The following is a 20,270-nucleotide window of genomic DNA, read 5'->3' as shown; positions in this document are numbered from 1 at the left end:
GGTGATTGACTTCCCCCACCTCGCTCACGACTATAGGCGTCCCGTGTGGCAACTGACTGCCGCATACCCGTATTTAGGCCCGGACGGACCTGTGCCCGAACATCACGCGCGATGATGTGCCGCTCCGGAAGATGACTACACGCGTTGAATGCAGTCGTTTTTTACAGCGCCTGAACGAGGAATTTCCTACATGCCTGAAGTAACCCTGACCACCCTGCATGGCCTCAAGGCCAAGGGTGAAAAAATCACCATGCTGACCTGCTACGACGCGACCTTCGCCAAAGTCGCCAGCCAGGCCGGTGTTGAAGTGTTGCTGGTGGGCGACTCGCTGGGGATGGTCCTGCAGGGCCACGACAGTACCTTGCCGGTGACCACGGCCGACATGGCCTACCATACCGCCAGCGTCAAACGTGGCAATGACGGCGCGCTGATCCTGGCAGACCTGCCATTCATGGCCCATGCCACCCCGGAACAGGCCTTTGCCAACAGCGCCACGCTGATGCAGGCAGGCGCCCACATGATCAAGATCGAAGGTGCCGCCTGGCTGGCAGAAACCATTCGCCTGCTGGCTGAGCGTGGCGTACCGGTGTGTGCGCACCTGGGCCTGACCCCGCAGACCGTCAACGTACTGGGCGGCTATAAAGTGCAAGGCCGCCAGGAAGCCCAGGCCCGGCAGATGCGCGCTGATGCCATTGCTCTGGAACAGGCCGGTGCAGCCATGCTGCTGCTGGAGTGCGTACCCAGCGAACTGGCCGCGGAAATCACCAACGCGGTCGGTATTCCGGTGATCGGCATCGGCGCCGGCAGTGCCACCGATGGCCAGGTGCTGGTGCTGCACGACATGCTTGGCCTGTCGCTGAGCGGCCGGGTGCCCAAGTTCGTGAAGAACTTCATGCAGGGCCAACCGGATATCCACAGCGCCCTCGTTGCTTACGTCGAGGCCGTAAAGCAAGTCAGTTTCCCAGGCAGCGAACACGGGTTCAGTGCATGAATACAGTCAAGACCGTCCGCGAACTGCGCGCAGCAGTAGCCCGTGCCCGCGGTGAGGGCAAGCGCATCGGTTTCGTGCCGACCATGGGCAACCTGCACAGCGGCCACGCGGCCCTGGTCACCAAGGCCGCGCAGCGTGCCGATTTCGTGGTCGCCAGCATCTTCGTCAACCCGCTGCAGTTCGGTGCCAACGAAGACCTGGACAGCTACCCGCGTACCTTGGCCGCCGACCAGGAGCGCCTGCTGCAAGCCGGCTGCAACCTTTTGTTCGCACCCAGCGTGGCAGAGATGTACCCCGACGGCATGAGCGTGCAAACCCGGGTCAGTGTTCCCCAGCTTTCCGAAGGCTTGTGCGGCGCCAGCCGGCCAGGGCATTTCGAAGGTGTGGCCACCGTGGTCACCAAGCTGTTCAACATGGTCCAGCCAGACCTTGCGGTGTTCGGTGAAAAGGACTTCCAGCAACTGGCAGTGATCCGCGCCATGGTCCGCGACCTGAACATGCCGATCCAGATCATTGGCGAGCCCACCGTGCGGGCCGACGATGGCCTGGCGCTGTCGTCGCGTAATGGTTACCTCACGCCCGAGCAGCGGGCCACCGCGCCCGCGCTGTACCGTACGCTGCAGCATATCGCTTCGGCCATTGGCCGCGGGCAGCGGGATTTTGCCGCGCTGGTTGCCCAAGGGCAGGCGCAGCTGGTTGCCGCGGGTTTGCGTCCAGATTACCTGGAAGTGCGCCATGCCGTGAGCCTGCGCCCGGCGGTGATCGATGATCGCGACCTTGTGGTGATTGCGGCGGCTTACCTGGGTAACACCCGGTTGATCGACAATCTGTACCTGCATGTGGAAGAGAAAACCGCATAAAGGCCTTGGGGGCTGCTTTGCAGCCCCCTCAAAATCCCCGTCCCACAGCCATTCCCAGCGCGTGACCTTTGCCTATAATGATGCAGCCTGAACCCGGCAATGACTGCCGTGTCAAAGGCCTCACCACGCATTAAGGGAACCCCGCGCAATGGCGTATTACCGTACACCCCACGATGTGACGGCGCTGCCCGCCTGGCAGGCGCTTCAGCAACACCGCGATGCCATGCAGAGCTTCAGCATGCGCGACGCCTTCGCCGCCGATGCCCAACGCTTCGACCAGTTTTCCCTTAGCGCTTGCGGCCTGTTTCTCGATTACTCGAAAAACCTGATCACCGAGCAAACCCGCGATCTGTTGGTCAACCTGGCCAACGAAGTGGGCCTGCAGGACGCTATCAAGTCGATGTTCAGTGGCGAAATCATCAACGCCTCCGAAGGCCGCCCGGTGCTGCATACCGCATTGCGCCGGCCGGTTGGCGACAAACTCAGCGTCAACGGCGTGAACGTCATGCCGGAAGTGCACAAGGTACTCAACCAGATCACTGAACTGGTTGGCCGCATCCATGACGGCCTGTGGCGTGGCTACAGCGAAAAGCCGATCACCGACGTGGTCAACATCGGCATCGGCGGCTCGTTCCTCGGCCCGGAGCTGGTTTCCGAAGCCCTGCTGCCCTACGCGCAGCGCGGTGTACGCTGCCACTACCTGGCCAACATCGACGGCAGCGAGTTCCACGAACTGTCGGCCAAGCTGCGCGCCGAAACGACCCTGTTCATTGTTTCGTCGAAGTCGTTCAACACCCTCGAAACCCTGAAAAACGCCATGGCTGCGCGTACCTGGTACCTGGCCCAGGGCGGTTCGGAGGCCGAGCTGTACCGCCACTTCATTGCGGTTTCCAGCAACAAGGCTGCCGCGGTGGCCTTCGGTATCCGCGAAGAGAACATCTTCCCGATGTGGGACTGGGTGGGGGGGCGCTACTCGCTGTGGTCGGCCATCGGCCTGCCGATCGCCCTGGCCATCGGCATGGCCAACTTCAAGGAGCTGTTGTCCGGCGCCTACACCATGGACCAGCATTTCCAGACCGCGCCGTTCGACAAGAACATGCCGGTACTGCTGGCCCTGCTGGGCGTGTGGTACGGCAACTTCTGGGGCGCCAGCAGCCATGCGATCCTGCCTTACGACCATTACCTGCGCAACATCACCAAGCACCTGCAGCAGCTGGACATGGAGTCCAACGGCAAGAGCGTGCTGCAGGACGGCACCCCGGTCAAAACCGAAACCGGCCCGGTAATCTGGGGTGGCGTCGGCTGTAATGGCCAGCACGCCTACCATCAGTTGCTGCACCAAGGCACCCAGCTGATTCCGGCCGACTTCATCGTGCCGGTCGTGAGCTTCAACCCGGTCGCCGACCATCACCAGTGGCTGTACGCCAACTGCCTGTCGCAAAGCCAGGCCCTGATGCTGGGTAAAACCCGCGAAGAAGCCGAAGCCGAGCTGCGTGGCAAAGGGCTGAACGAAGCAGACATCGAAAAGCTGGCCCCGCACAAGGTGATCCCGGGCAACCGCCCGAGCAACACCCTGGTGGTAGAGCGCATCAGCCCACGCCGTTTGGGGGCGCTGGTGGCCATGTATGAACACAAGGTGTTCGTGCAAAGCGTGGTCTGGGGCATCAACGCCTTCGACCAGTGGGGCGTCGAGTTGGGCAAGGAGCTGGGCAAGGGCGTGTACCAGCGCCTGGTCGGCAGCCTGGACGACAGCGCCGAAGATGGTTCCACCCAAGGCCTGATCAACTACTTCCGCGGCCGTCATCGCGGGTGATCTCAGGCCTGTGCCGGCCGCTTCGCGGGCACGCCCGCTCCCACAGCGATAGCGCCGCCCGCGAGCGGGGCGTAGTACCTGTGGGAGCGGGCATGCCCGCGAAGAGGCCGGCACAATTTGAACACCTCTCCCAGCTACACTGTCCTATCGAATAGCCGTTGCAGTCCCTCGCCCCTTACAAGAGCAGGACCACCGCCATGTTCGATATCCGCAACTATCCCCAGGCCCTGGCCGTCAGCCAGTCCGCCGCCCTCACACCTGACGACTACCAGCGCCTTTACCGCCAGTCGGTAGAAGACCCCGACGCCTTCTGGGCCGAGCAAGCCAAGCGCCTGGACTGGATCAAGCCGTGGTCAAGCGTGCAGCAGTGCGACCTGCGCTCCGGCGAGGCCCGCTGGTTCGACGGCGCACAGCTCAACGTCAGTTACAACTGCATCGACCGCCACCTGGCCCAGCGCGCTGAGCAGACGGCCTTGCTGTGGGAAGGCGACGACCCTAAAGATGCCAAAGCCATCAGCTACCGCGAACTGCACCGCGAAGTCTGCCGCCTGGCCAACGCCCTGAAGGCGCGCGGGGTGAAGAAAGGCGACCGCGTGTGCATCTACATGCCGATGATCCCCGAAGCAGCGTTCGCCATGCTGGCCTGCACCCGCATCGGCGCTATCCATTCGGTGGTGTTCGGTGGCTTCTCGCCGGACGCCCTGCGTGATCGTCTTCTCGATGCCGACTGCCGTACGGTGATTACCGCCGATGAAGGCGTGCGCGGCGGCAAGCGTATCCCGTTGAAGCAGAATGTCGACAAAGCCCTGGCCAGTTGCCCGGCCGTCAGCAGCGTCTTCGTGGTACGCCGTACCGCAGGCGCGGTGGACTGGGCCGAGGGCCGCGACCTCTGGTACCACGAGGCAACCGAACACGCCGGCGACGACTGCGCCCCCGAGCCCATGGCAGCCGAAGACCCGCTGTTCATCCTCTACACCTCTGGCAGCACCGGCAAACCCAAGGGCGTGCTGCACACCACCGCCGGCTACCTGTTGCAGGCAACCCTGACCTTCAAGGTGGTGTTCGATTACCGCGACGGCGAAGTGTTCTGGTGCACCGCGGATGTGGGCTGGGTGACCGGGCACAGCTACATCGTCTACGGCCCATTGGCCAACGGCGCCATCTCGCTGATGTTCGAAGGGGTACCGAACTATCCAGACACCTCGCGCTTCTGGCAGGTGGTGGACAAGCACCAGGTCAATATTTTCTACACCGCGCCGACCGCGCTGCGGGCACTGATGCGCGAGGGCTCTGGGCCACTGCAGGGCACCTCGCGCAAAAGCCTGCGCCTGCTGGGCAGTGTCGGCGAGCCGATCAACCCGGAAGCCTGGGAGTGGTACTTCGAAGAGGTCGGGCAAAAGCGCTGCCCCATCGTCGACACCTGGTGGCAGACCGAAACCGGCGGCATCATGTTGACCCCCCTGCCCGGCTCGACCACGTTCAAGCCGGGCTGTGCCACCCAGCCCATGTTCGGCGTACAGCCCGCCCTGCTGGATGAAAAGGGCGAGGTGATAGATGGGCCGGGTGCCGGCCTGCTGGTGATCAAGGCCAGCTGGCCCGGGCAGATCCGCAGTGTCTATGGCGACCACCAGCGCATGGTCGACACGTATTTCAAACCCATGCCCGGTTACTACTTCACCGGCGATGGCGCCCGCCGTGATGCCGACGGCGACTACTGGATCACCGGGCGTATTGACGACGTGATCAATGTGTCAGGGCACCGTATCGGCACGGCCGAAGTGGAAAGCGCACTGGTGTTGCATGATCGCGTCGCCGAAGCCGCCGTGGTCGGCTACCCGCATGACCTCAAGGGCCAGGGCGTGTACGCCTTCGTCACGGCCATGAATGGCGTTACACCGGACGAAGCGCTCAAGGCCGAGCTACTCGCCATGGTCAGTAAGGAAATCGGCAGTTTCGCCAAGCCCGAGCTGATCCAGTGGGCCCCGGCACTGCCCAAGACCCGCTCCGGCAAGATCATGCGGCGTATACTGCGCAAGATCGCCTGCAACGAACTGGACAACCTGGGCGATACTTCGACGCTGGCCGACCCCGCCGTGGTGCAGGACCTGATCGACAAACGCCTCAACCAGTAACCGGCGGCCGCTGCTGATGGCCGCCCTGTATCGCAGGTCGCCATGGAAGCCCTACGCCGCCATATCGAAACCCAGGTCATGAGCCTTACCGGGCTGGCCCTCGGCCAGCTCGACCTGGAGTCCCCCAAGGGTGACCCAGGGCTGTTCGGCCCGCACAGTGTCAGTTGGCAGGTGCATGGCGATTTTCCGAGCATGCTGGTCGGCGGCATCAGCGCACTCATGCTGCAGCTATTGCATCCGCTGGCCCTGGCCGGCGTGTGGGACCACTCCAACTTCCGCGAGGACTTGCTCGGCCGCCTGCGGCGCACCAGCCAGTTCATCTCCGGTACAACCTTCGGCGCGACCGGTGATGCCGAGTGGCTGATCGAGAAAGTGCGCACCATCCACCTGCAAGTGACCGGCACCGCGCCGGATGGCCGGCCCTACGCGGCCAGCGACCCAGCCTTGCTGACCTGGGTGCATGTGGCAGAGGTCAGCAGCTTTCTGGCCGCCCACTTGCGCTACCGTAACCCGCACCTGCCGCGCAGCGAGCAAGATGCCTACTACAATGAAATCGCCTTGATCGCCGAGCGCCTTGGCGCCCGTGACCTACCACGCTCGTGCCAGCAGGTGGATGCCTACCTGCAAGCCATGCGCCCGCAACTGCACTGTGATGCGCGCAGCCGGGAGGTCATGCGGATTCTGCTCGACGCCCCTGCCCCCAGCCGCCTGGCTCAACCGGTGGGCAAACTGATGCTGCACGCCGGCATCGACCTGCTGCCTGGCTGGGGCCAGAGCCTGCTTGGCCTGCAGCACCGGCCCTGGCAGCAGCGCCTGATCCGCCTGGGCCTCAAGCCCACGGCAGCGCTGCTGCGCTGGGCAATGCGCGACGGCTCCGCGCACCGCGCCAGGCGGCGCATGGGCATCGAGTGAGGGCAACAGGTCGCGCCTGCGGAACTGATTTAACGTGCCATACTCCAAGCACTCCTGCTCAGACCGACGAAGCGACACATGTACAAAGGATTGACTCGCGCCGCTGGCGCCATCGTGGCCCTGGTAGCCCTCTACAGCCTGCTTGGGTTCCTGATTCTTCCCGGCGTGGCGCTGCGTATCGCCAATCAGCAATTGGCCAAGTACGCTACCGTGCCCGCGCACCTTGAACGCATCGAACTCAACCCCTTCAGCCTCGAGCTGACCCTGTGGGGCCTGCAGCTTGGCGAGCCTGGCAAGGAGCAGATCGGTTTCGACCGGTTGTACGCCAACCTGTCGCTCGACAGCCTGTGGAGCAAGGCCCTGCACCTGGAAGCGGTCGAGCTCGACAAGCCCCGCAACCAGGTCCTGTTCGCCAAAGACGGCACACTCAACCTGACGACGTTGTTCAAGCTGCCGCCGAGCGAAGCCAAGCCCGACGAGCCACCCAGCGACCCCTTCCCGCTGCGTATCGGCAGCATCAAGCTCAAGCAAGGCTTGCTGCACTTCCAGGACATGCGCCCGAGCGAACCCATCGAGTTCCTCTACGACAACATGAACCTGGAGCTGAAGAACCTCAGCACCTTGCCTGACGACAACGCCGACATGACCCTGGTGGCCAACGGCCCCAACGGCGGGCGCATCGACTGGAACGGCACCCTCAGCCTATCGCCGATCGCCTCGCAAGGCACGCTGAAAGTCACCGACGCCAAGATGAAGCTGTTCTGGCCCTACGTGCGCGATGCCGTGCCCCTGGTGCTGCAGGACGGGCTGGTCAGCCTTCAGACCCAGTACAAGCTCAACCTCGCCAAGCAGACCGAGCTGCTGCTGGACAACGCCACGCTGCGGGTGGCCCCGTTCGCCATCAACGCGCCAGACGGCCGCCCGTTGGCGCGCCTGGCCAATCTGGAGGTGAGCGAGACGACCGTCGACCTGGTCAAGCAACAGGTCAGTGTGGGCAAGCTGCGCAGCGACAAGCTGGAAACCTGGGCTGCACTGGAAAAGGACGGCCAGCTCGACTGGCAGAAGCTGTTCGCCAGCCAACCGGCCAAAGCCACGCCGAAAGAAAAGGCCGAACCGGCTGCCGCCGGCCCTGCGCCTGAGCCGCAATCGGCCAACGAACCGGCCAAGCCTTGGCAGGTATTGCTCAAGGACGTGCAACTGCGCAACTACCTGGTGCACCTGGCAGATCGCAGCCAGAAAGAACCGGTAGCGCTCGATGTCGGCCCGCTGAATGTCGACCTGCAAGGCTTCGACAGCCTCAACCAGTCCCCCTTCATCCTCAAGCTCGATACCGGCGTAGGCAAGCAAGGCAAGCTGCAGGCCGCCGGCCAGGTGAACCTGGCGCCCATCCAGGCCAAGCTCGACGTCAGCACCCGCGACATCGACCTGCGCGTGGCCCAGGCCTACGTCAGCCCGTTCATCCTGCTGGAACTGCGCAGCGGCATGCTCGACAGTGACCTCAAGGTCGACCTGAAGAACACCACGCCACTGGCCTTCACGGTCACCGGCAAGGCCCAGGTCAGCCAACTGCATACGTTGGACACCATCAAGAGCCGGGACTTTGTGAAATGGCAACAGGTCAACGTAGACGGCTTGTCGTATGTGCACGGTGATGCCCTGTCGATCGACAAGGTGACCCTGCAGGAGCCCTACGCGCGCTTCATCATCAACGAAGACCGCACGACCAACGTCAATGACCTGTTGATCCCGCAACCGGCCGGCGCAAAGCCAAGCAGCCCGGCCACAACGGCCCCCGCCAGCAGCAACAAGCCGCTGGGCATTCATATTGGCCAGGTCGACATCAAGAACGGCTCGGCCAACTTTGCCGACCTGTCCCTTACCCCCAACTTCGCCACCGCCGTGCAGCAACTCAACGGGCAGATCGGCACCATCGACAACCGCAAGCCGGTGCCTGCCAAGGTGGATGTGAAAGGCAAGGTCGACCGCTACGCGCCGGTTACCATCAAGGGCGCCCTCAACCCGTTCAACCCGCTGGCCAGCCTGGACATCGCCACCAGCTTCAAGCGCGTCGAGCTGACCACCTTGACGCCCTATTCCGGCAAATTCGCTGGTTACCGCATTCGCAAAGGCCGGCTCAACCTCGACTTGCACTACCTGATCACCAATGGCCAGCTCAAAGCCGAGAACAAGGTAGTGGTGGAGCAACTGCAGTTAGGTGAGAAAGTCGACAGCCCGGATGCGGTCGACCTGCCGATCCGCCTGGCGGTGGCGTTGTTGAAGGACACTCAAGGCAAGATCTCGATCGAGCTGCCCGTGTCGGGCGACCTCAACAACCCGCAGTTCAGCGTGATGCCGATCGTCTGGCAAACCCTGCGCAACCTGGTGCTGCGGGCAGCCCAGGCGCCCTTCAAGTTCATCGGTGGGCTGATCACTGGCGGCGGTTCGCAAGACCTGGGTAACGTCGCCTTCGCCCCCGGTTCCAGTACCCTCAGTGGCGATGCCCAGGCGGCGCTGGACAAGCTGGCTTCCGCGCTTAAAGAACGCCCGGAGTTGCGCCTGGAAATCGAGGGCACCAGCGCCCAGGCCAGCGATGGCCCACTGATTGCCCAGCAACGCCTGGAACGTGAGTATCAGGCCACCTGGTACAAGATATTGCAGCGTCGCGGCGACAAGGTGCCTGCCAATGCCTCGATGCTGGTGGTCGACGACAGCGACAAACCCGCGATGCTCGAAGGCATCTACCGTACACGCCTGAAGCAACAACCGCCGGCCGAATGGGAGCAACTAAGCCGTGACGAACGCACGGCCAAGTTGCGCGATGCGGTGATCAAGTCGTGGGCGGAGAGTACTGCATTGTTGCGCACGCTGGGTCAGGAGCGGGCCAGCAGCATCAAGGATTACCTGGTCGACAAAGGCAAGCTGGAAGATGACCGGGTGTACTTCATCGACACCAGCCTGGGCCAGCCCGAGAAAGACGGCCGGGTGGTCACCCCGATGCATCTGGATGCTGAGTAATTAGCAAGCCTGACGCGCACCTGTGGGAGCGGCCCTTTCGCGACACAAGGCCGCTCCCACAGAGGCGGGCGCAGGCTTCAGACCAACCGCTGCCCCGACACCGCCGGGTGATACAGCGGCTGCACCTTGTTCCCCGCCGGGTCCAGCAGGTGGAAGCTGCGCGCGCCATCACCATGGCTGAAAGGCCGGTCGAGCAAGGTCACCCCTCGGGCCTTGAAGTACGCATACCAGGCCTCCAGTTCCTCGACGCTGTCCACGATGAACCCGTAATGATCTAGGGTCTGCAACCCGTTGGCAGCCCCTGCCCCGCGCCCCAGCGACATGTTGTCATTACCGCAGGTCAGGTACACCAAGTCTTCATTGGCGCGGCTCAGTACTTCCATACCCAGCACATCGACGTAAAAGCGTTCGCACTCCTCAAGGTTGGGTACCAGCAAGGCAATATGGCGCAGGCCATTCAGGCGGCCAGGGCGGGCAGGCAATTCAGACATTGGCTAGGCTCCTTTTTTGTATACAATTCATTATTGAATTTAAAACAAAAGGAGCGCTTTGTGTATAGCCTGTTCATCAAGACCCGCGTGAAGCCCGGATGTGCCGATGCTTTCCTAAGCGCGATCAAAGTCAATGCCGCTGCGTCGGTGGCCAGCGAGGCGGGTTGCCTGGTTTTCGATGTGTCGCAGGACAGGGTCGATCCGGATGTGATCTACCTGTATGAGATCTACCGCGATGATGCGGCGTATGAGGCGCATACCCAGACCGCCCATTTTCTAGATAGCCGGCCCCTGGTCGAACCGCTGATCATTGAGCAGGAATGCTTCGAGAGTGATGTGGTAGCGAGTAATCCGGCTTATTAAATAAAAGGGGCCGCGAAGCGGCCCTACAGCATTTGGTGGCCAAATCCGTTTGGCCGACGGGACATTCCTTATTCGGCTTTCAGGCCGTCAGCCGAAACGGCCTGTACGCCTTTGATCTTCTTGGCAATGCTGACTGCCATTTCTTTCTGGGTGTTAGTCACTTTCACGTCAGACGACAGCGAAACCACGCCTTTGTTGGTTTCTACCTTGATGTCGCTGCCTGGTACGCCTTTCTCGGTCATCAGGTCAGCCTTGACCTTGGTGGTGATCCAGGTATCGGAGGTAGCTTCCTTGGCTTTGGTCACCTCACCGGCCGCCAGCATCATCGGGGCCTGGGTGGTCTGTTGGGCAAAAGCCGCGTTAGCCATGGTCAGGGTCAGAGCGGTAGCAGTAGCGGCAGCAATGGCGAACTTCTTCATGTGGGTCACTCCTGTTTTTCGAAAGGTCTGCGCCGTGTGTCCTGGCGTCAGGTATGAAGGTAGTTGCATGCGCTGTGCCAGGTTTTGATTTTCTATTAAAACCTTATAAATCAGTACCTTAGCGATTAAGCGAAACGGCAGTAGTCATGCATTTTGCAATCTGCACCTGCAACCTGCATGCAAGATGCAAGTCCGCAAAAGGTTCCCGCCCCGGTCAAAAAAAAAGAGCCCCGAAGGGCTCTTTCATTGCTGCGTAGCGGTCGCTTAAACGCCCGAGGCCTTGGCCGCGGCTACGTCCTTGATCGACAGCTTGATACGGCCGCGGTTGTCCACGTCCAGCACCAGTACTTCAACTTCCTGGCCTTCCTTGAGGATGTCGGTGACTTTCTCGACGCGCGCATCGCTCAGCATGGAGATGTGCACCAGGCCGTCTTTGCCAGGCAGGATATTGACGAAGGCGCCGAAGTCGACGATACGCTCGACCTTGCCGACGTAGATCTTGCCGATCTCGGCCTCGGCGGTGATGCCCAGGATGCGCTGCTTGGCAGCATCTGCCGCTTCCTTGGTTTCGCCGAAGATCTTGATCGAGCCGTCGTCTTCGATGTCGATCGAAGCCTTGGTCTCTTCGCAGATGGCGCGAATGGTGGCGCCGCCTTTACCGATCACGTCACGGATCTTGTCGGTGTCGATCTTCATCGAGATCATGGTAGGCGCGTTGGCCGACAGCTCGGTGCGCGACTGGCCAATGACCTGGTTCATCTGGCCGAGGATGTTCAGGCGCGCTTCCAGGGCTTGGCCCAGGGCGATTTCCATGATCTCTTCGGTGATGCCGTTGATCTTGATGTCCATCTGCAGCGCGGTGACGCCTTTGGCGGTACCGGCTACCTTGAAGTCCATGTCGCCCAGGTGGTCTTCGTCACCGAGGATGTCGGTCAGGACCGCGAACTTGTCGCCTTCCTTCACCAGGCCCATGGCGATACCGGCCACTGGCGCCTTCATCGGCACACCGGCGTCCATCAGCGCCAGCGAAGCACCGCAGACCGAAGCCATGGAGCTGGAACCGTTGGATTCGGTGATTTCCGAGACCACGCGGATGGTGTACGGGAACACGTCGGCGGCAGGCAGCATGGCCTGGACCGAACGACGGGCCAGACGGCCGTGGCCGATTTCACGACGGCCAGCGCCGCCCATGCGGCCACACTCACCTACCGAGAACGGTGGGAAGTTGTAGTGCAGCATGAAGGGGTCTTTCTTCTCGCCTTCGAGGGTGTCCAGCAGCTGGGCGTCACGGGCAGTACCCAAGGTCGCAACCACCAGGGCCTGGGTTTCACCGCGGGTGAACAGCGCCGAACCGTGGGTTTTCGGCAGCACGCCCACTTCGATGTTCAGCGGGCGAACGGTCTTGGTGTCGCGGCCGTCGATTCGTGGCTTGCCGTTGACGATGTTTTCGCGAACGGTGCGGTATTCGATTTCGCCGAAGATGTCTTTTACTTCAGCAGCCGAAGGCTGGCCTTCTTCACCGGAGAACTTGGCAACCGCCTGGTCACGCAGCTCGCCCAGGCGCGCATAGCGGTCAGCCTTGACGGTAATGGTGTAGCCTTGCGAAACCGCTTCGCCGAACTCGGCACGGATGGCGTTGAACAGCTCGGTGTTGGCCACCGCAGGTTTCCAGTCCCAGGTTGGCTTGCCCGCTTCGGCAGCCAGCTCTTTCACGGCCTGGATCACGGCCTGGAACTCGTCATGGGCGAACAGTACCGCGCCCAGCATCTGGTCTTCGGTCAGCTCCTGGGCTTCCGATTCAACCATCAGCACGGCGTCGGAAGTACCGGCAACGACCATGTCCAGGCTGGAGGCAGCCAGTTGCTCGTAAGTCGGGTTCAGCAGGTAGCCGGTGCTTTCGTGGAAGGCCACGCGCGCCGCACCGATCGGGCCTTCGAATGGAATGCCGGAAATGGCCAGGGCAGCCGAGGTACCGATCATCGCAGCGATGTCCGGGTCAGTCTTCTTGCTGGTGGAAACCACGGTGCAGACAACCTGCACTTCGTTCATGAAGCCTTCCGGGAACAGCGGGCGGATCGGACGGTCGATCAGGCGCGAGGTCAGCGTCTCTTTCTCGGAAGGACGGCCTTCACGCTTGAAGAAGCCACCTGGGATCTTGCCGGCGGCGTAGGTCTTTTCCTGGTAGTGAACCGACAGCGGGAAGAAGCCCTTGCCTGGATCAGCCTGTTTGGCGCCTACCACAGTCACCAGCACGGTGACGTCGTTATCGACGGTAACCAGCACGGCGCCGGTTGCCTGACGGGCAATACGGCCCGTTTCGAGAGTGACGGTCGATTGACCGAACTGGAAAGTCTTGATTACCGGGTTCACGGTTTCCTACCTTTTTCAGTGGCTCTTGGGGGAACTGGTTTCTTGCGAATTCTTGGGCAGAACGGGGAATCGGCCCCATTGACCGTCCAGATACAACACGAGGCTGGGAGCCTGGCCGCTGCGCGGTAAACCGCTCAGCTGAACCAGGATGCCAACCTCGGAGATACGCGTGGCGTGCCCGACGACCCTGCTGCGAAACAGCAAAGCCGAAGCCTGCGACACGCCATGCACACCACTGACCAGGCCGCTATTAGCGACGCAGGCCCAGGCGACCGATCAGGGCGCTGTAACGAGTGGTGTCTTTGCCCTTCAGGTAGTCCAGCAGCTTACGACGCTGGTTAACCATACGGATCAGACCACGACGGGAGTGGTGGTCTTTATCGTTGGCCTTGAAGTGGCCTTGCAGCTTGTTGATGTTGTGGGTCAGCAGAGCAACCTGCACTTCCGGGCTACCGGTATCGCCGGCGGCTTGCTGATATTCGGCAACGATCTTAGCTTTTTCTTCAACGCTGAGGGCCATTTGGCTTCTCCTGATAACGGATCCCGCATGCGGGGTCCAATAGGCCAGGGACAAATCCCTGTATTAATAAAAAAGGTGTGACCGTGCCTACTGACAGCCACCCTTGCTGCCGTGGGGTTCGGCAATTGCCTGGCCCCGCGGTTTCGGTCATTCCGACCGAATAAGCCGACGTGGCGCGATGCGCCCGTCTTCGCTCACTTCACCGATACCGATGAAGCGCGCATTATGATCCTGTACCCGGACCATGCCAAATTGTGGCGCGTCCGGCGCGCGTACCGCCTGCCCATGCAGCCAGTAGAACGCACTGTGTTCGGACAGGCTGACCATTGGCCAGTCCTGCAGGCCGCTGTCCGAGGGCATCAGGAAGCGGTCCAGCGCTTCGTTGCCGCCTTCGGCGTGAGCCTGTTCGAGCGCTTCGAGGGTCACCGTCTGTGCCAGCGCGAAGGGCCCGGCCTGGGTCCTGCGCAGCTCGGCAACATAGGCGCCGCAGCCCAGGGCCTCACCGATATCCTCCACCAGGGTGCGGATATAGGTGCCTTTGCTGCAACCTACGCTCAACCGTGCACGGGTGCCTTCGCACTCGAGCAACTCCAAGCGGCCAATAGTAACAGAACGCGCCTCGCGCTCCACTACCTCTCCTGCACGTGCCAGCTTGTACAGCGGCTGGCCATCACGCTTGAGTGCCGAGTACATGGGCGGTATCTGGCTGATGGGGCCGCGAAAACGCGGCAGCACCGCCTCGATATCGGCGCGACCAACGGTCACCTCACGGGTCTGCAGAACCTCACCTTCGGCGTCGCCGGTGTTGGTAGTCTGCCCCAGCTGCATGACCGTTTCGTAGCCCTTGTCGGAGTCGAGCAGGTACTGCGAAAACTTGGTCGCCTCGCCAAAGCACAACGGCAGCACGCCGGTTGCCAGCGGGTCGAGGCTACCGGTGTGGCCGGCCTTTTCCGCATTCAGCAGCCAGCGCACTTTCTGCAGGGCGGCATTGGAGGTGAAGCCCAGCGGCTTGTCCAGCAGGATGATGCCGCTGACGTTGCGGCGGATACGTTTGACCTGGGCCACCGCTTACTCCTTGGTGTCCGGCTCGTCGGCTTCCTTGTGCATGCGGTCTTCGGCCACTGCACGCTCGATCAGCGCCGACAGGTGCACACCGCGGCTGACACTTTCATCGAAGTGGAAGTGCAGTTGCGGCACGCTGCGCAGTTGCATCGAACGCCCCAGGTGCAGGCGCAGGAAGCTGGCAGCGCTGTTGAGTGCCTTGAGCGACTGCTGCACCGCGTCCGGGGTTTCTTCGCCCATGACGGTGATGAACACCTTGGCATGGCCCAGGTCGCGGCTCACGTCCACGGCGGTGATGGTCACCAGGCCGACACGCGGGTCTTTGACTTCGCGACGGATCAGCTCGGCCAGCTCGCGCTGCATCTGATCGCCAATACGTTGGGTACGGCTATATTCTTTGGCCATTCTTGCTACCTGTAACTTAAAGCGGCAAACGCCCGGGCAGACCTGAGCCTGACCGGGCGCTACCTGAAGAGGTACCGCAAGCCGCCCTGCAAGGGGCGCTTGCGGCTCGCTCGCCCTTAAAGGGTACGAGCCACCTGGACTTTCTCGAAGACTTCGATCTTGTCGCCGACCTTGACGTCGTTGTAGCTCTTGACGCCAATACCGCACTCCATGCCCGAACGCACTTCGGAGGCGTCGTCCTTGAAGCGACGCAGCGATTCCAGCTCGCCTTCGAAGATCACAACGTCGTCGCGCAGTACGCGGATCGGACGGTTGCGGTACACGGTACCCTCGATGACCATACAGCCAGCGATGGCGCCGAACTTCGGCGAACGGAACACGTCACGCACTTCGGCAACACCCAGGATGTTCTCGCGAACATCGCTGCCGAGCATGCCGGTCAGGGCCTTCTTGACGTCTTCGATGATGTCGTAGATCACGTTGTAGTAACGCATATCCAGACCTTCCTGCTCGACGATCTTGCGCGCACCGGCATCGGCACGCACGTTGAAGCCGAACAGTACAGCGTTCGAAGCCAGCGCCAGGTTGGCATCGCTCTCGGTGATACCACCGACGCCACCACCAATCACGCGCACTTGCACTTCGTCGTTGCCCAGGCCGCCAAGCGAACCCTGCAGCGCCTCGAGAGAACCACGCACATCGGTCTTGAGCACGATGTTGAGGGTTTTCTTCTCTTCCTGACCCATGGTCTCGAAGATGTTTTCCAGCTTGCCGGCGTGAGCGCGGGCCAGCTTGACCTCGCGGTACTTGCCTTGACGGAACATGGCAACTTCGCGGGCTTTCTTCTCGTCGGCAACCACGGACAGCTCGTCACCGGCTTCCGGGGTACCGTCCAGGCCAAGGATCTCGACCGGGATCGACGGGCCGGCTTCCTTCACAGGCTTGCCGTTCTCGTCGAGCATGGCACGCACGCGGCCATAGTTCGAACCGCACAGCACCATGTCGCCCTGACGCAGCGTACCGTCCTGAACCAGGATGGTCGCGACCGGGCCGCGGCCCTTGTCCAGGCGCGATTCGACGACCACGCCACGACCAGGTGCAGTCGGGGTAGCGGTCAGTTCGAGGATCTCGGCCTGCAGCAGCACGGCTTCGAGCAGCTCGTCGACACCGGTACCCATCTTCGCCGATACCTTGACGAATGGCGTGTCACCACCCCAGTCCTCGGAGGTAACGCCTTCGACGGCCAGTTCGTTACGGATACGATCGAGGTCAGCACCCGGCTTGTCGATCTTGTTCACTGCAACCACCAGCGGAACGCCAGCTGCCTTGGCATGCTGAACCGCTTCGCGGGTTTGCGGCATTACGCCGTCGTCCGCCGCCACCACCAGGATGACGATGTCGGTCGCCTTGGCACCACGGGCACGCATCTGGGTGAACGCAGCGTGGCCCGGGGTATCGAGGAAGGTGACCATGCCGCGGTCGGTTTCCACGTGGTAGGCACCGATGTGCTGGGTAATGCCACCGGCTTCGCCAGCAGCAACCTTGGCACGACGGATGTAGTCGAGCAGCGAGGTCTTGCCATGGTCAACGTGACCCATGACGGTAACCACCGGCGCGCGGGACTCGGCCTGGCCTTCGAACTTCAGCGATTCGGCCAGGGAATCTTCCAGCGCGGTGTCGCTGATCAGCGTGACCTTGTGGCCCAGCTCTTCAGCGATCAGCTGGGCAGTTTCCTGGTCGAGCACCTGGTTGATGGTGACCGGGGTACCCATCTTGAACATGAACTTGACCACTTCAGCGGCCTTGACCGACATCTGCTGGGCCAGTTCGGAGACGGTGATGGTCTCGCCGATGGTCACGTCACGGATGACTGGACCGGTCGGGTTCTGGAAGCCGTGCTGGTTACGCTTCTTCAGCTTGCTCTTGCCACCACGACCACGACGGGCGCCGTCGCTCTCTTCATCGGTGGTACGCGGAGCGGCACGTGGCGTTGGAGCCTTTTCCTTCTCCTTGACCTTGACCTTGATCGACACACGAGGGGCTTCGCCACGACGACGGTCGTCATCACGGGTACGGCTCTCGTTGCGACGGGTCTCGTCCTTCTTGCGCTCGGCAGCACGGGCTGCAGCGTCTTCGGAGGCTGGCGCGTCGGCGACGACCGGGGCCGGGGCAGCGGCAGGAGCCGGCTCTGGCTTGGCGGCAGGCGCCGGGGCCGCTGTTGCGGTATCGGCAGCCTGACGGCGAGCCTGTTCCTCGTTGCGCTGGCGAACTTCGGCCTCGACCTTGTCGCGCGCGGCGTTTTCGGCCGCACGGCGCTCTTCCAGCTCACGCTTCTGCTCAGCCTGGATTTCTTCCGGGCTGCGCTGCACGAAAACTTTCTTCTTGCGTACTTCTACGCTGATGCTCTTGCTACCGGCGACACGCAGGGTGCTGGTGGTTTTGCGCTGCAAGGTAATCTTGCGCGGCTCTTCCGCCTTGCTCTTGTGGCTGCTCTTCAAATGAGTCAGCAGGGTCTGCTTCTCATTGTCGGTCACTACCTGACCGGCGTCGGTGTGCGGCAGACCTGCCTCACGCATCTGCTGCAGCAGGCGCTCTACCGGTGCCTCGACCTCTTGGGCCAGTTCTTTCACCGTGACTTGCGTCATGCACTTCTCTCCTCAGGCCGCGCCTAATTACTCGAACCAGTGGGCTCGGGCGGCCATGATCAACTTGCCGGCACGCTCTTCGTCGATGCCGTCGATGTCGAGCAGATCGTCGATCGACTGCTCGGCCAGGTCTTCGCGGTTAACCACGCCGCGCACCGCCAGTTCAGCCGCCAGGTCCTTGTCCATGCCCTCAAGGGAGAGCAGGTCTTCGGCCGGGTGGGCGTCTGCCAGTTTTTCTTCGGTAGCGATGGCCTTGGTCAACAAACGGTCCTTGGCTCGAGCGCGGAGCTCATTGACGATATCTTCGTCAAAGCCATCGATGTTGAGCATTTCTTCCAACGGTACGTAGGCAATTTCTTCGAGGCTGGTGAAGCCTTCGTCGACCAGCACTTGGGCCAGCTCCTCGTCGACTTCCAGTTCATCGATGAAATTGCGCAGGATGTCACCGGTTTCGGCCTGTTGCTTGGCCTGGATGTCCTTCTCGGTCATCACGTTCAAGGTCCAGCCGGTCAACTGACTGGCAAGACGAACGTTCTGACCGCCACGGCCAATGGCCTGGGCCAGGTTGTCCTCGGCGACGGCGATGTCCATGGCATGGGCATCTTCATCAACGATGATCGCCGCGACTTCAGCCGGCGACATGGCGTTGATGACGAACTGCGCCGGGTTATCGTCCCACAGGACGATATCCACACGCTCACCACCCAGCTCCCCGGATACAGCCTGGACGCGCGAACCACGCATGCCGATACAGGCACCTTGCGGGTCGATACGCTTGTCCTTGGAGCGGACGGCGATCTTGGCTCGCGAACCCGGGTCACGGGAAGCAGCCATGACTTCGATCAGGCCCTCGGCAATTTCCGGCACTTCAATGCGGAAAAGCTCGATCAGCATCTGCGGCGCGGTGCGCGACAGGATCAGCTGAGGGCCACGGTTTTCAGTGCGAATTTCCTTCAGCAGCGCACGCAGGCGCACGCCAACACGGAAGGTTTCGCGGGGAATGATGTCTTCGCGGGCCAACAGGGCCTCGGCGTTGTTGCCCAGGTCAACGATGACGTTGTCGCGGGTAACCTTTTTAACGGTACCGGAGATGATTTCGCCAACGCGTTCGCGGTAGGCATCGACCACCTGGGCACGCTCGGCCTCGCGGACCTTCTGCACGATGACCTGCTTGGCGGTCTGGGCGGCGATGCGACCAAATTCGATGGACTCGATCTTCTCTTCGATCACGTCACCTACCTTGGCTTCAGGGTGGGTGTCCTTGATCTTGTCCAGCCAGGTCTCGATCGCCGGATCGTCCAGATCGGCTTCATCGACCACGGTCCAGCGACGGAAGGTCTCGTAGCTACCGGTGTGGCGGTTGATTTCCACACGCAGATCGACTTCGTCTTCAAAACGTTTTTTGGTTGCAGTGGCCAGGGCCACCTCCAGCGCTTCGAAAATGACGCCGGGCGGTACACCTTTTTCGTTGGATACCGATTCAACAACCAGCAGTACTTCTTTGCTCATCGTACGCCTCGCCTTGCGCAAGCCATTGGGCCCGGATAGTCCGCCGGGCCCGGCACGTCTCAGTCAAAACTGGGAATAATATTGGCCTTGTCGATCGAATCGATCGGCAGAAGGAATTCCTGGTTGTCCACCTGGACCACCACGTCCTGCTCCTCCACACCGCGGAGAAGGCCCTGGAAGTTACGACGACCCTCGAAGGGTGAGCGCAGCTTGATCTTCACTTGTTCGCCGGCATGCGAGGCAAACTGTTCCAGAGTGAACAGTGGGCGATCCATGCCTGGGGAAGACACCTCGAGGGTGTATTCACTGCTGATTGGATCTTCCACATCGAGGATTGCGCTGGCCTGACGGCTGACTGCTTCGCAATCGTCCACCAGAATACCGCCTTCCTTGTCGATGTAGATGCGCAATACCGAATGCTTACCCTGGGAAACGAACTCGATCCCCCAGCATTGATAGCCCAGACCCTCGACAACCGGGGCCAACAAGGCCTGCAACTGTTCTAGCTTGCTCGACACCTGAACCCCCTCGTGCATGCTGTGCAAATAAAAAATGGGCAAAGCGCCCATCCCTGAAAGCGCCGTTGGACAACGACGCCGAAACTGTTCGGTTAGCAAAAAGCCCCTGAAAAGGGGCTCCGCTGAAGCTGGTTGCGGGGGCTGGATTTGAACCAACGACCTTCGGGTTATGAGCCCGACGAGCTACCAAGCTGCTCCACCCCGCGACAAAGCTGGGGCGAAAGTATAAGACCGAACCCTGCTGA

At 61.8% G+C, this 20,270-nt stretch carries 16 protein-coding genes and 1 tRNA gene; 7 read left to right on the top strand and 10 right to left on the bottom strand.

Features of this window, described 5'->3' with window-relative positions:
- Positions 1-190 precede the first annotated feature (190 nt).
- From panB to GYA94_RS05650, 6 genes are all read left to right on the top strand, one after another.
- Complete coding sequence (gene panB, locus GYA94_RS05675; RefSeq protein ID WP_054913924.1) at positions 191-991, top strand: 3-methyl-2-oxobutanoate hydroxymethyltransferase; 801 nt, start codon at positions 191-193, stop codon at positions 989-991.
- Positions 988-1,851 (top strand): pantoate--beta-alanine ligase, encoded by an 864-nt coding sequence (gene panC / locus GYA94_RS05670; protein ID WP_054913925.1) that lies wholly within the window; start codon positions 988-990, stop codon positions 1,849-1,851. Before panB ends, panC begins: the two co-directional genes overlap by 4 nt.
- Positions 1,852-1,999: 148 nt before the next feature.
- Complete coding sequence (gene pgi / locus GYA94_RS05665) at positions 2,000-3,664, top strand: glucose-6-phosphate isomerase (RefSeq protein ID WP_161891945.1); 1,665 nt, start codon at positions 2,000-2,002, stop codon at positions 3,662-3,664.
- Positions 3,665-3,861: 197 nt separating this feature from the next.
- Positions 3,862-5,796, top strand: coding sequence for an acetate--CoA ligase (gene acs, locus GYA94_RS05660; protein ID WP_110679063.1), 1,935 nt, complete (start codon positions 3,862-3,864; stop codon positions 5,794-5,796).
- A gap of 42 nt (positions 5,797-5,838) precedes the next feature.
- The gene (locus GYA94_RS05655; protein ID WP_161891944.1) at positions 5,839-6,708 is read left to right on the top strand and encodes an oxygenase MpaB family protein; all 870 of its coding nucleotides are present in this window, start codon (positions 5,839-5,841) and stop codon (positions 6,706-6,708) included.
- Positions 6,709-6,786: 78 nt separating this feature from the next.
- A complete protein-coding gene (locus tag GYA94_RS05650) occupies positions 6,787-9,723 on the top strand; it encodes a DUF748 domain-containing protein (RefSeq protein ID WP_161891943.1) in 2,937 nt (978 codons plus the stop codon).
- A 77-nt stretch (positions 9,724-9,800) separates the two neighbouring features.
- Here the strand turns inward: GYA94_RS05650 and GYA94_RS05645 are convergent, their stop codons facing one another.
- Positions 9,801-10,214, bottom strand: coding sequence for a VOC family protein (locus GYA94_RS05645; RefSeq protein ID WP_161891942.1), 414 nt, complete (start codon positions 10,212-10,214; stop codon positions 9,801-9,803).
- Positions 10,215-10,274: 60 nt separating this feature from the next.
- Here GYA94_RS05645 and GYA94_RS05640 point away from each other — a divergent pair, with 60 nt between their 5' ends.
- Positions 10,275-10,577: a heme-binding protein gene (locus tag GYA94_RS05640; protein ID WP_161891941.1), complete on the top strand. Its 303-nt coding sequence runs from the start codon at positions 10,275-10,277 to the stop codon at positions 10,575-10,577.
- Between the two features lie 68 nt (positions 10,578-10,645).
- Here GYA94_RS05640 and GYA94_RS05635 read toward each other — a convergent pair whose 3' ends face one another.
- From GYA94_RS05635 to GYA94_RS05595, 9 genes are all read right to left on the bottom strand, one after another.
- Entirely contained in the window at positions 10,646-10,996 is a 351-nt protein-coding gene (locus tag GYA94_RS05635; RefSeq protein ID WP_161891940.1) for a BON domain-containing protein, read from the bottom strand.
- 264 nt (positions 10,997-11,260) lie between these two features.
- A complete protein-coding gene (pnp, locus tag GYA94_RS05630) occupies positions 11,261-13,366 on the bottom strand; it encodes a polyribonucleotide nucleotidyltransferase (protein ID WP_009685354.1) in 2,106 nt (701 codons plus the stop codon).
- A 250-nt stretch (positions 13,367-13,616) separates the two neighbouring features.
- Positions 13,617-13,886, bottom strand: coding sequence for a 30S ribosomal protein S15 (gene rpsO, locus GYA94_RS05625; protein ID WP_009685353.1), 270 nt, complete (start codon positions 13,884-13,886; stop codon positions 13,617-13,619).
- 147 nt (positions 13,887-14,033) lie between these two features.
- Entirely contained in the window at positions 14,034-14,951 is a 918-nt protein-coding gene (gene truB / locus GYA94_RS05620; RefSeq protein ID WP_009685352.1) for a tRNA pseudouridine(55) synthase TruB, read from the bottom strand.
- Between the two features lie 3 nt (positions 14,952-14,954).
- A complete protein-coding gene (rbfA, locus tag GYA94_RS05615) occupies positions 14,955-15,353 on the bottom strand; it encodes a 30S ribosome-binding factor RbfA (RefSeq protein WP_009685351.1) in 399 nt (132 codons plus the stop codon).
- Positions 15,354-15,469: 116 nt separating this feature from the next.
- The gene (gene infB, locus GYA94_RS05610) at positions 15,470-17,998 is read right to left on the bottom strand and encodes a translation initiation factor IF-2 (protein ID WP_009685350.1); all 2,529 of its coding nucleotides are present in this window, start codon (positions 17,996-17,998) and stop codon (positions 15,470-15,472) included.
- Positions 17,999-18,025: 27 nt separating this feature from the next.
- Positions 18,026-19,507, bottom strand: a complete 1,482-nt coding sequence (nusA, locus tag GYA94_RS05605; RefSeq protein WP_009685349.1) for a transcription termination factor NusA — start codon at positions 19,505-19,507, stop codon at positions 18,026-18,028.
- A 59-nt stretch (positions 19,508-19,566) separates the two neighbouring features.
- The gene (rimP, locus tag GYA94_RS05600) at positions 19,567-20,025 is read right to left on the bottom strand and encodes a ribosome maturation factor RimP (protein WP_009685348.1); all 459 of its coding nucleotides are present in this window, start codon (positions 20,023-20,025) and stop codon (positions 19,567-19,569) included.
- A 129-nt stretch (positions 20,026-20,154) separates the two neighbouring features.
- Positions 20,155-20,231 (bottom strand) — tRNA-Met (locus tag GYA94_RS05595).
- Positions 20,232-20,270: the final 39 nt, after the last annotated feature.

Source organism: Pseudomonas juntendi, from assembly GCF_009932375.1.
Lineage (GTDB): Bacteria > Pseudomonadota > Gammaproteobacteria > Pseudomonadales > Pseudomonadaceae > Aquipseudomonas > Aquipseudomonas juntendi.
This window is presented reverse-complemented; position numbering and strand designations above follow the sequence as displayed.

What these genes read in the sequence shown, in the direction of transcription:
- panB (WP_054913924.1), top strand. Translation starts at nt 191, where the DNA reads ATGCCTGAAGTAACCCTGACCACCCTGCATGGCCTCAAGGCCAAGGGT.
- panC (WP_054913925.1), top strand. Translation starts at nt 988, where the DNA reads ATGAATACAGTCAAGACCGTCCGCGAACTGCGCGCAGCAGTAGCCCGT.
- pgi (WP_161891945.1), top strand. Translation starts at nt 2,000, where the DNA reads ATGGCGTATTACCGTACACCCCACGATGTGACGGCGCTGCCCGCCTGG.
- acs (WP_110679063.1), top strand. Translation starts at nt 3,862, where the DNA reads ATGTTCGATATCCGCAACTATCCCCAGGCCCTGGCCGTCAGCCAGTCC.
- GYA94_RS05655 (WP_161891944.1), top strand. Translation starts at nt 5,839, where the DNA reads ATGGAAGCCCTACGCCGCCATATCGAAACCCAGGTCATGAGCCTTACC.
- GYA94_RS05650 (WP_161891943.1), top strand. Translation starts at nt 6,787, where the DNA reads ATGTACAAAGGATTGACTCGCGCCGCTGGCGCCATCGTGGCCCTGGTA.
- GYA94_RS05645 (WP_161891942.1), bottom strand. Translation starts at nt 10,214, where the DNA reads ATGTCTGAATTGCCTGCCCGCCCTGGCCGCCTGAATGGCCTGCGCCAT.
- GYA94_RS05635 (WP_161891940.1), bottom strand. Translation starts at nt 10,996, where the DNA reads ATGAAGAAGTTCGCCATTGCTGCCGCTACTGCTACCGCTCTGACCCTG.
- rpsO (WP_009685353.1), bottom strand. Translation starts at nt 13,886, where the DNA reads ATGGCCCTCAGCGTTGAAGAAAAAGCTAAGATCGTTGCCGAATATCAG.
- rbfA (WP_009685351.1), bottom strand. Translation starts at nt 15,353, where the DNA reads ATGGCCAAAGAATATAGCCGTACCCAACGTATTGGCGATCAGATGCAG.
- infB (WP_009685350.1), bottom strand. Translation starts at nt 17,998, where the DNA reads ATGACGCAAGTCACGGTGAAAGAACTGGCCCAAGAGGTCGAGGCACCG.
- nusA (WP_009685349.1), bottom strand. Translation starts at nt 19,507, where the DNA reads ATGAGCAAAGAAGTACTGCTGGTTGTTGAATCGGTATCCAACGAAAAA.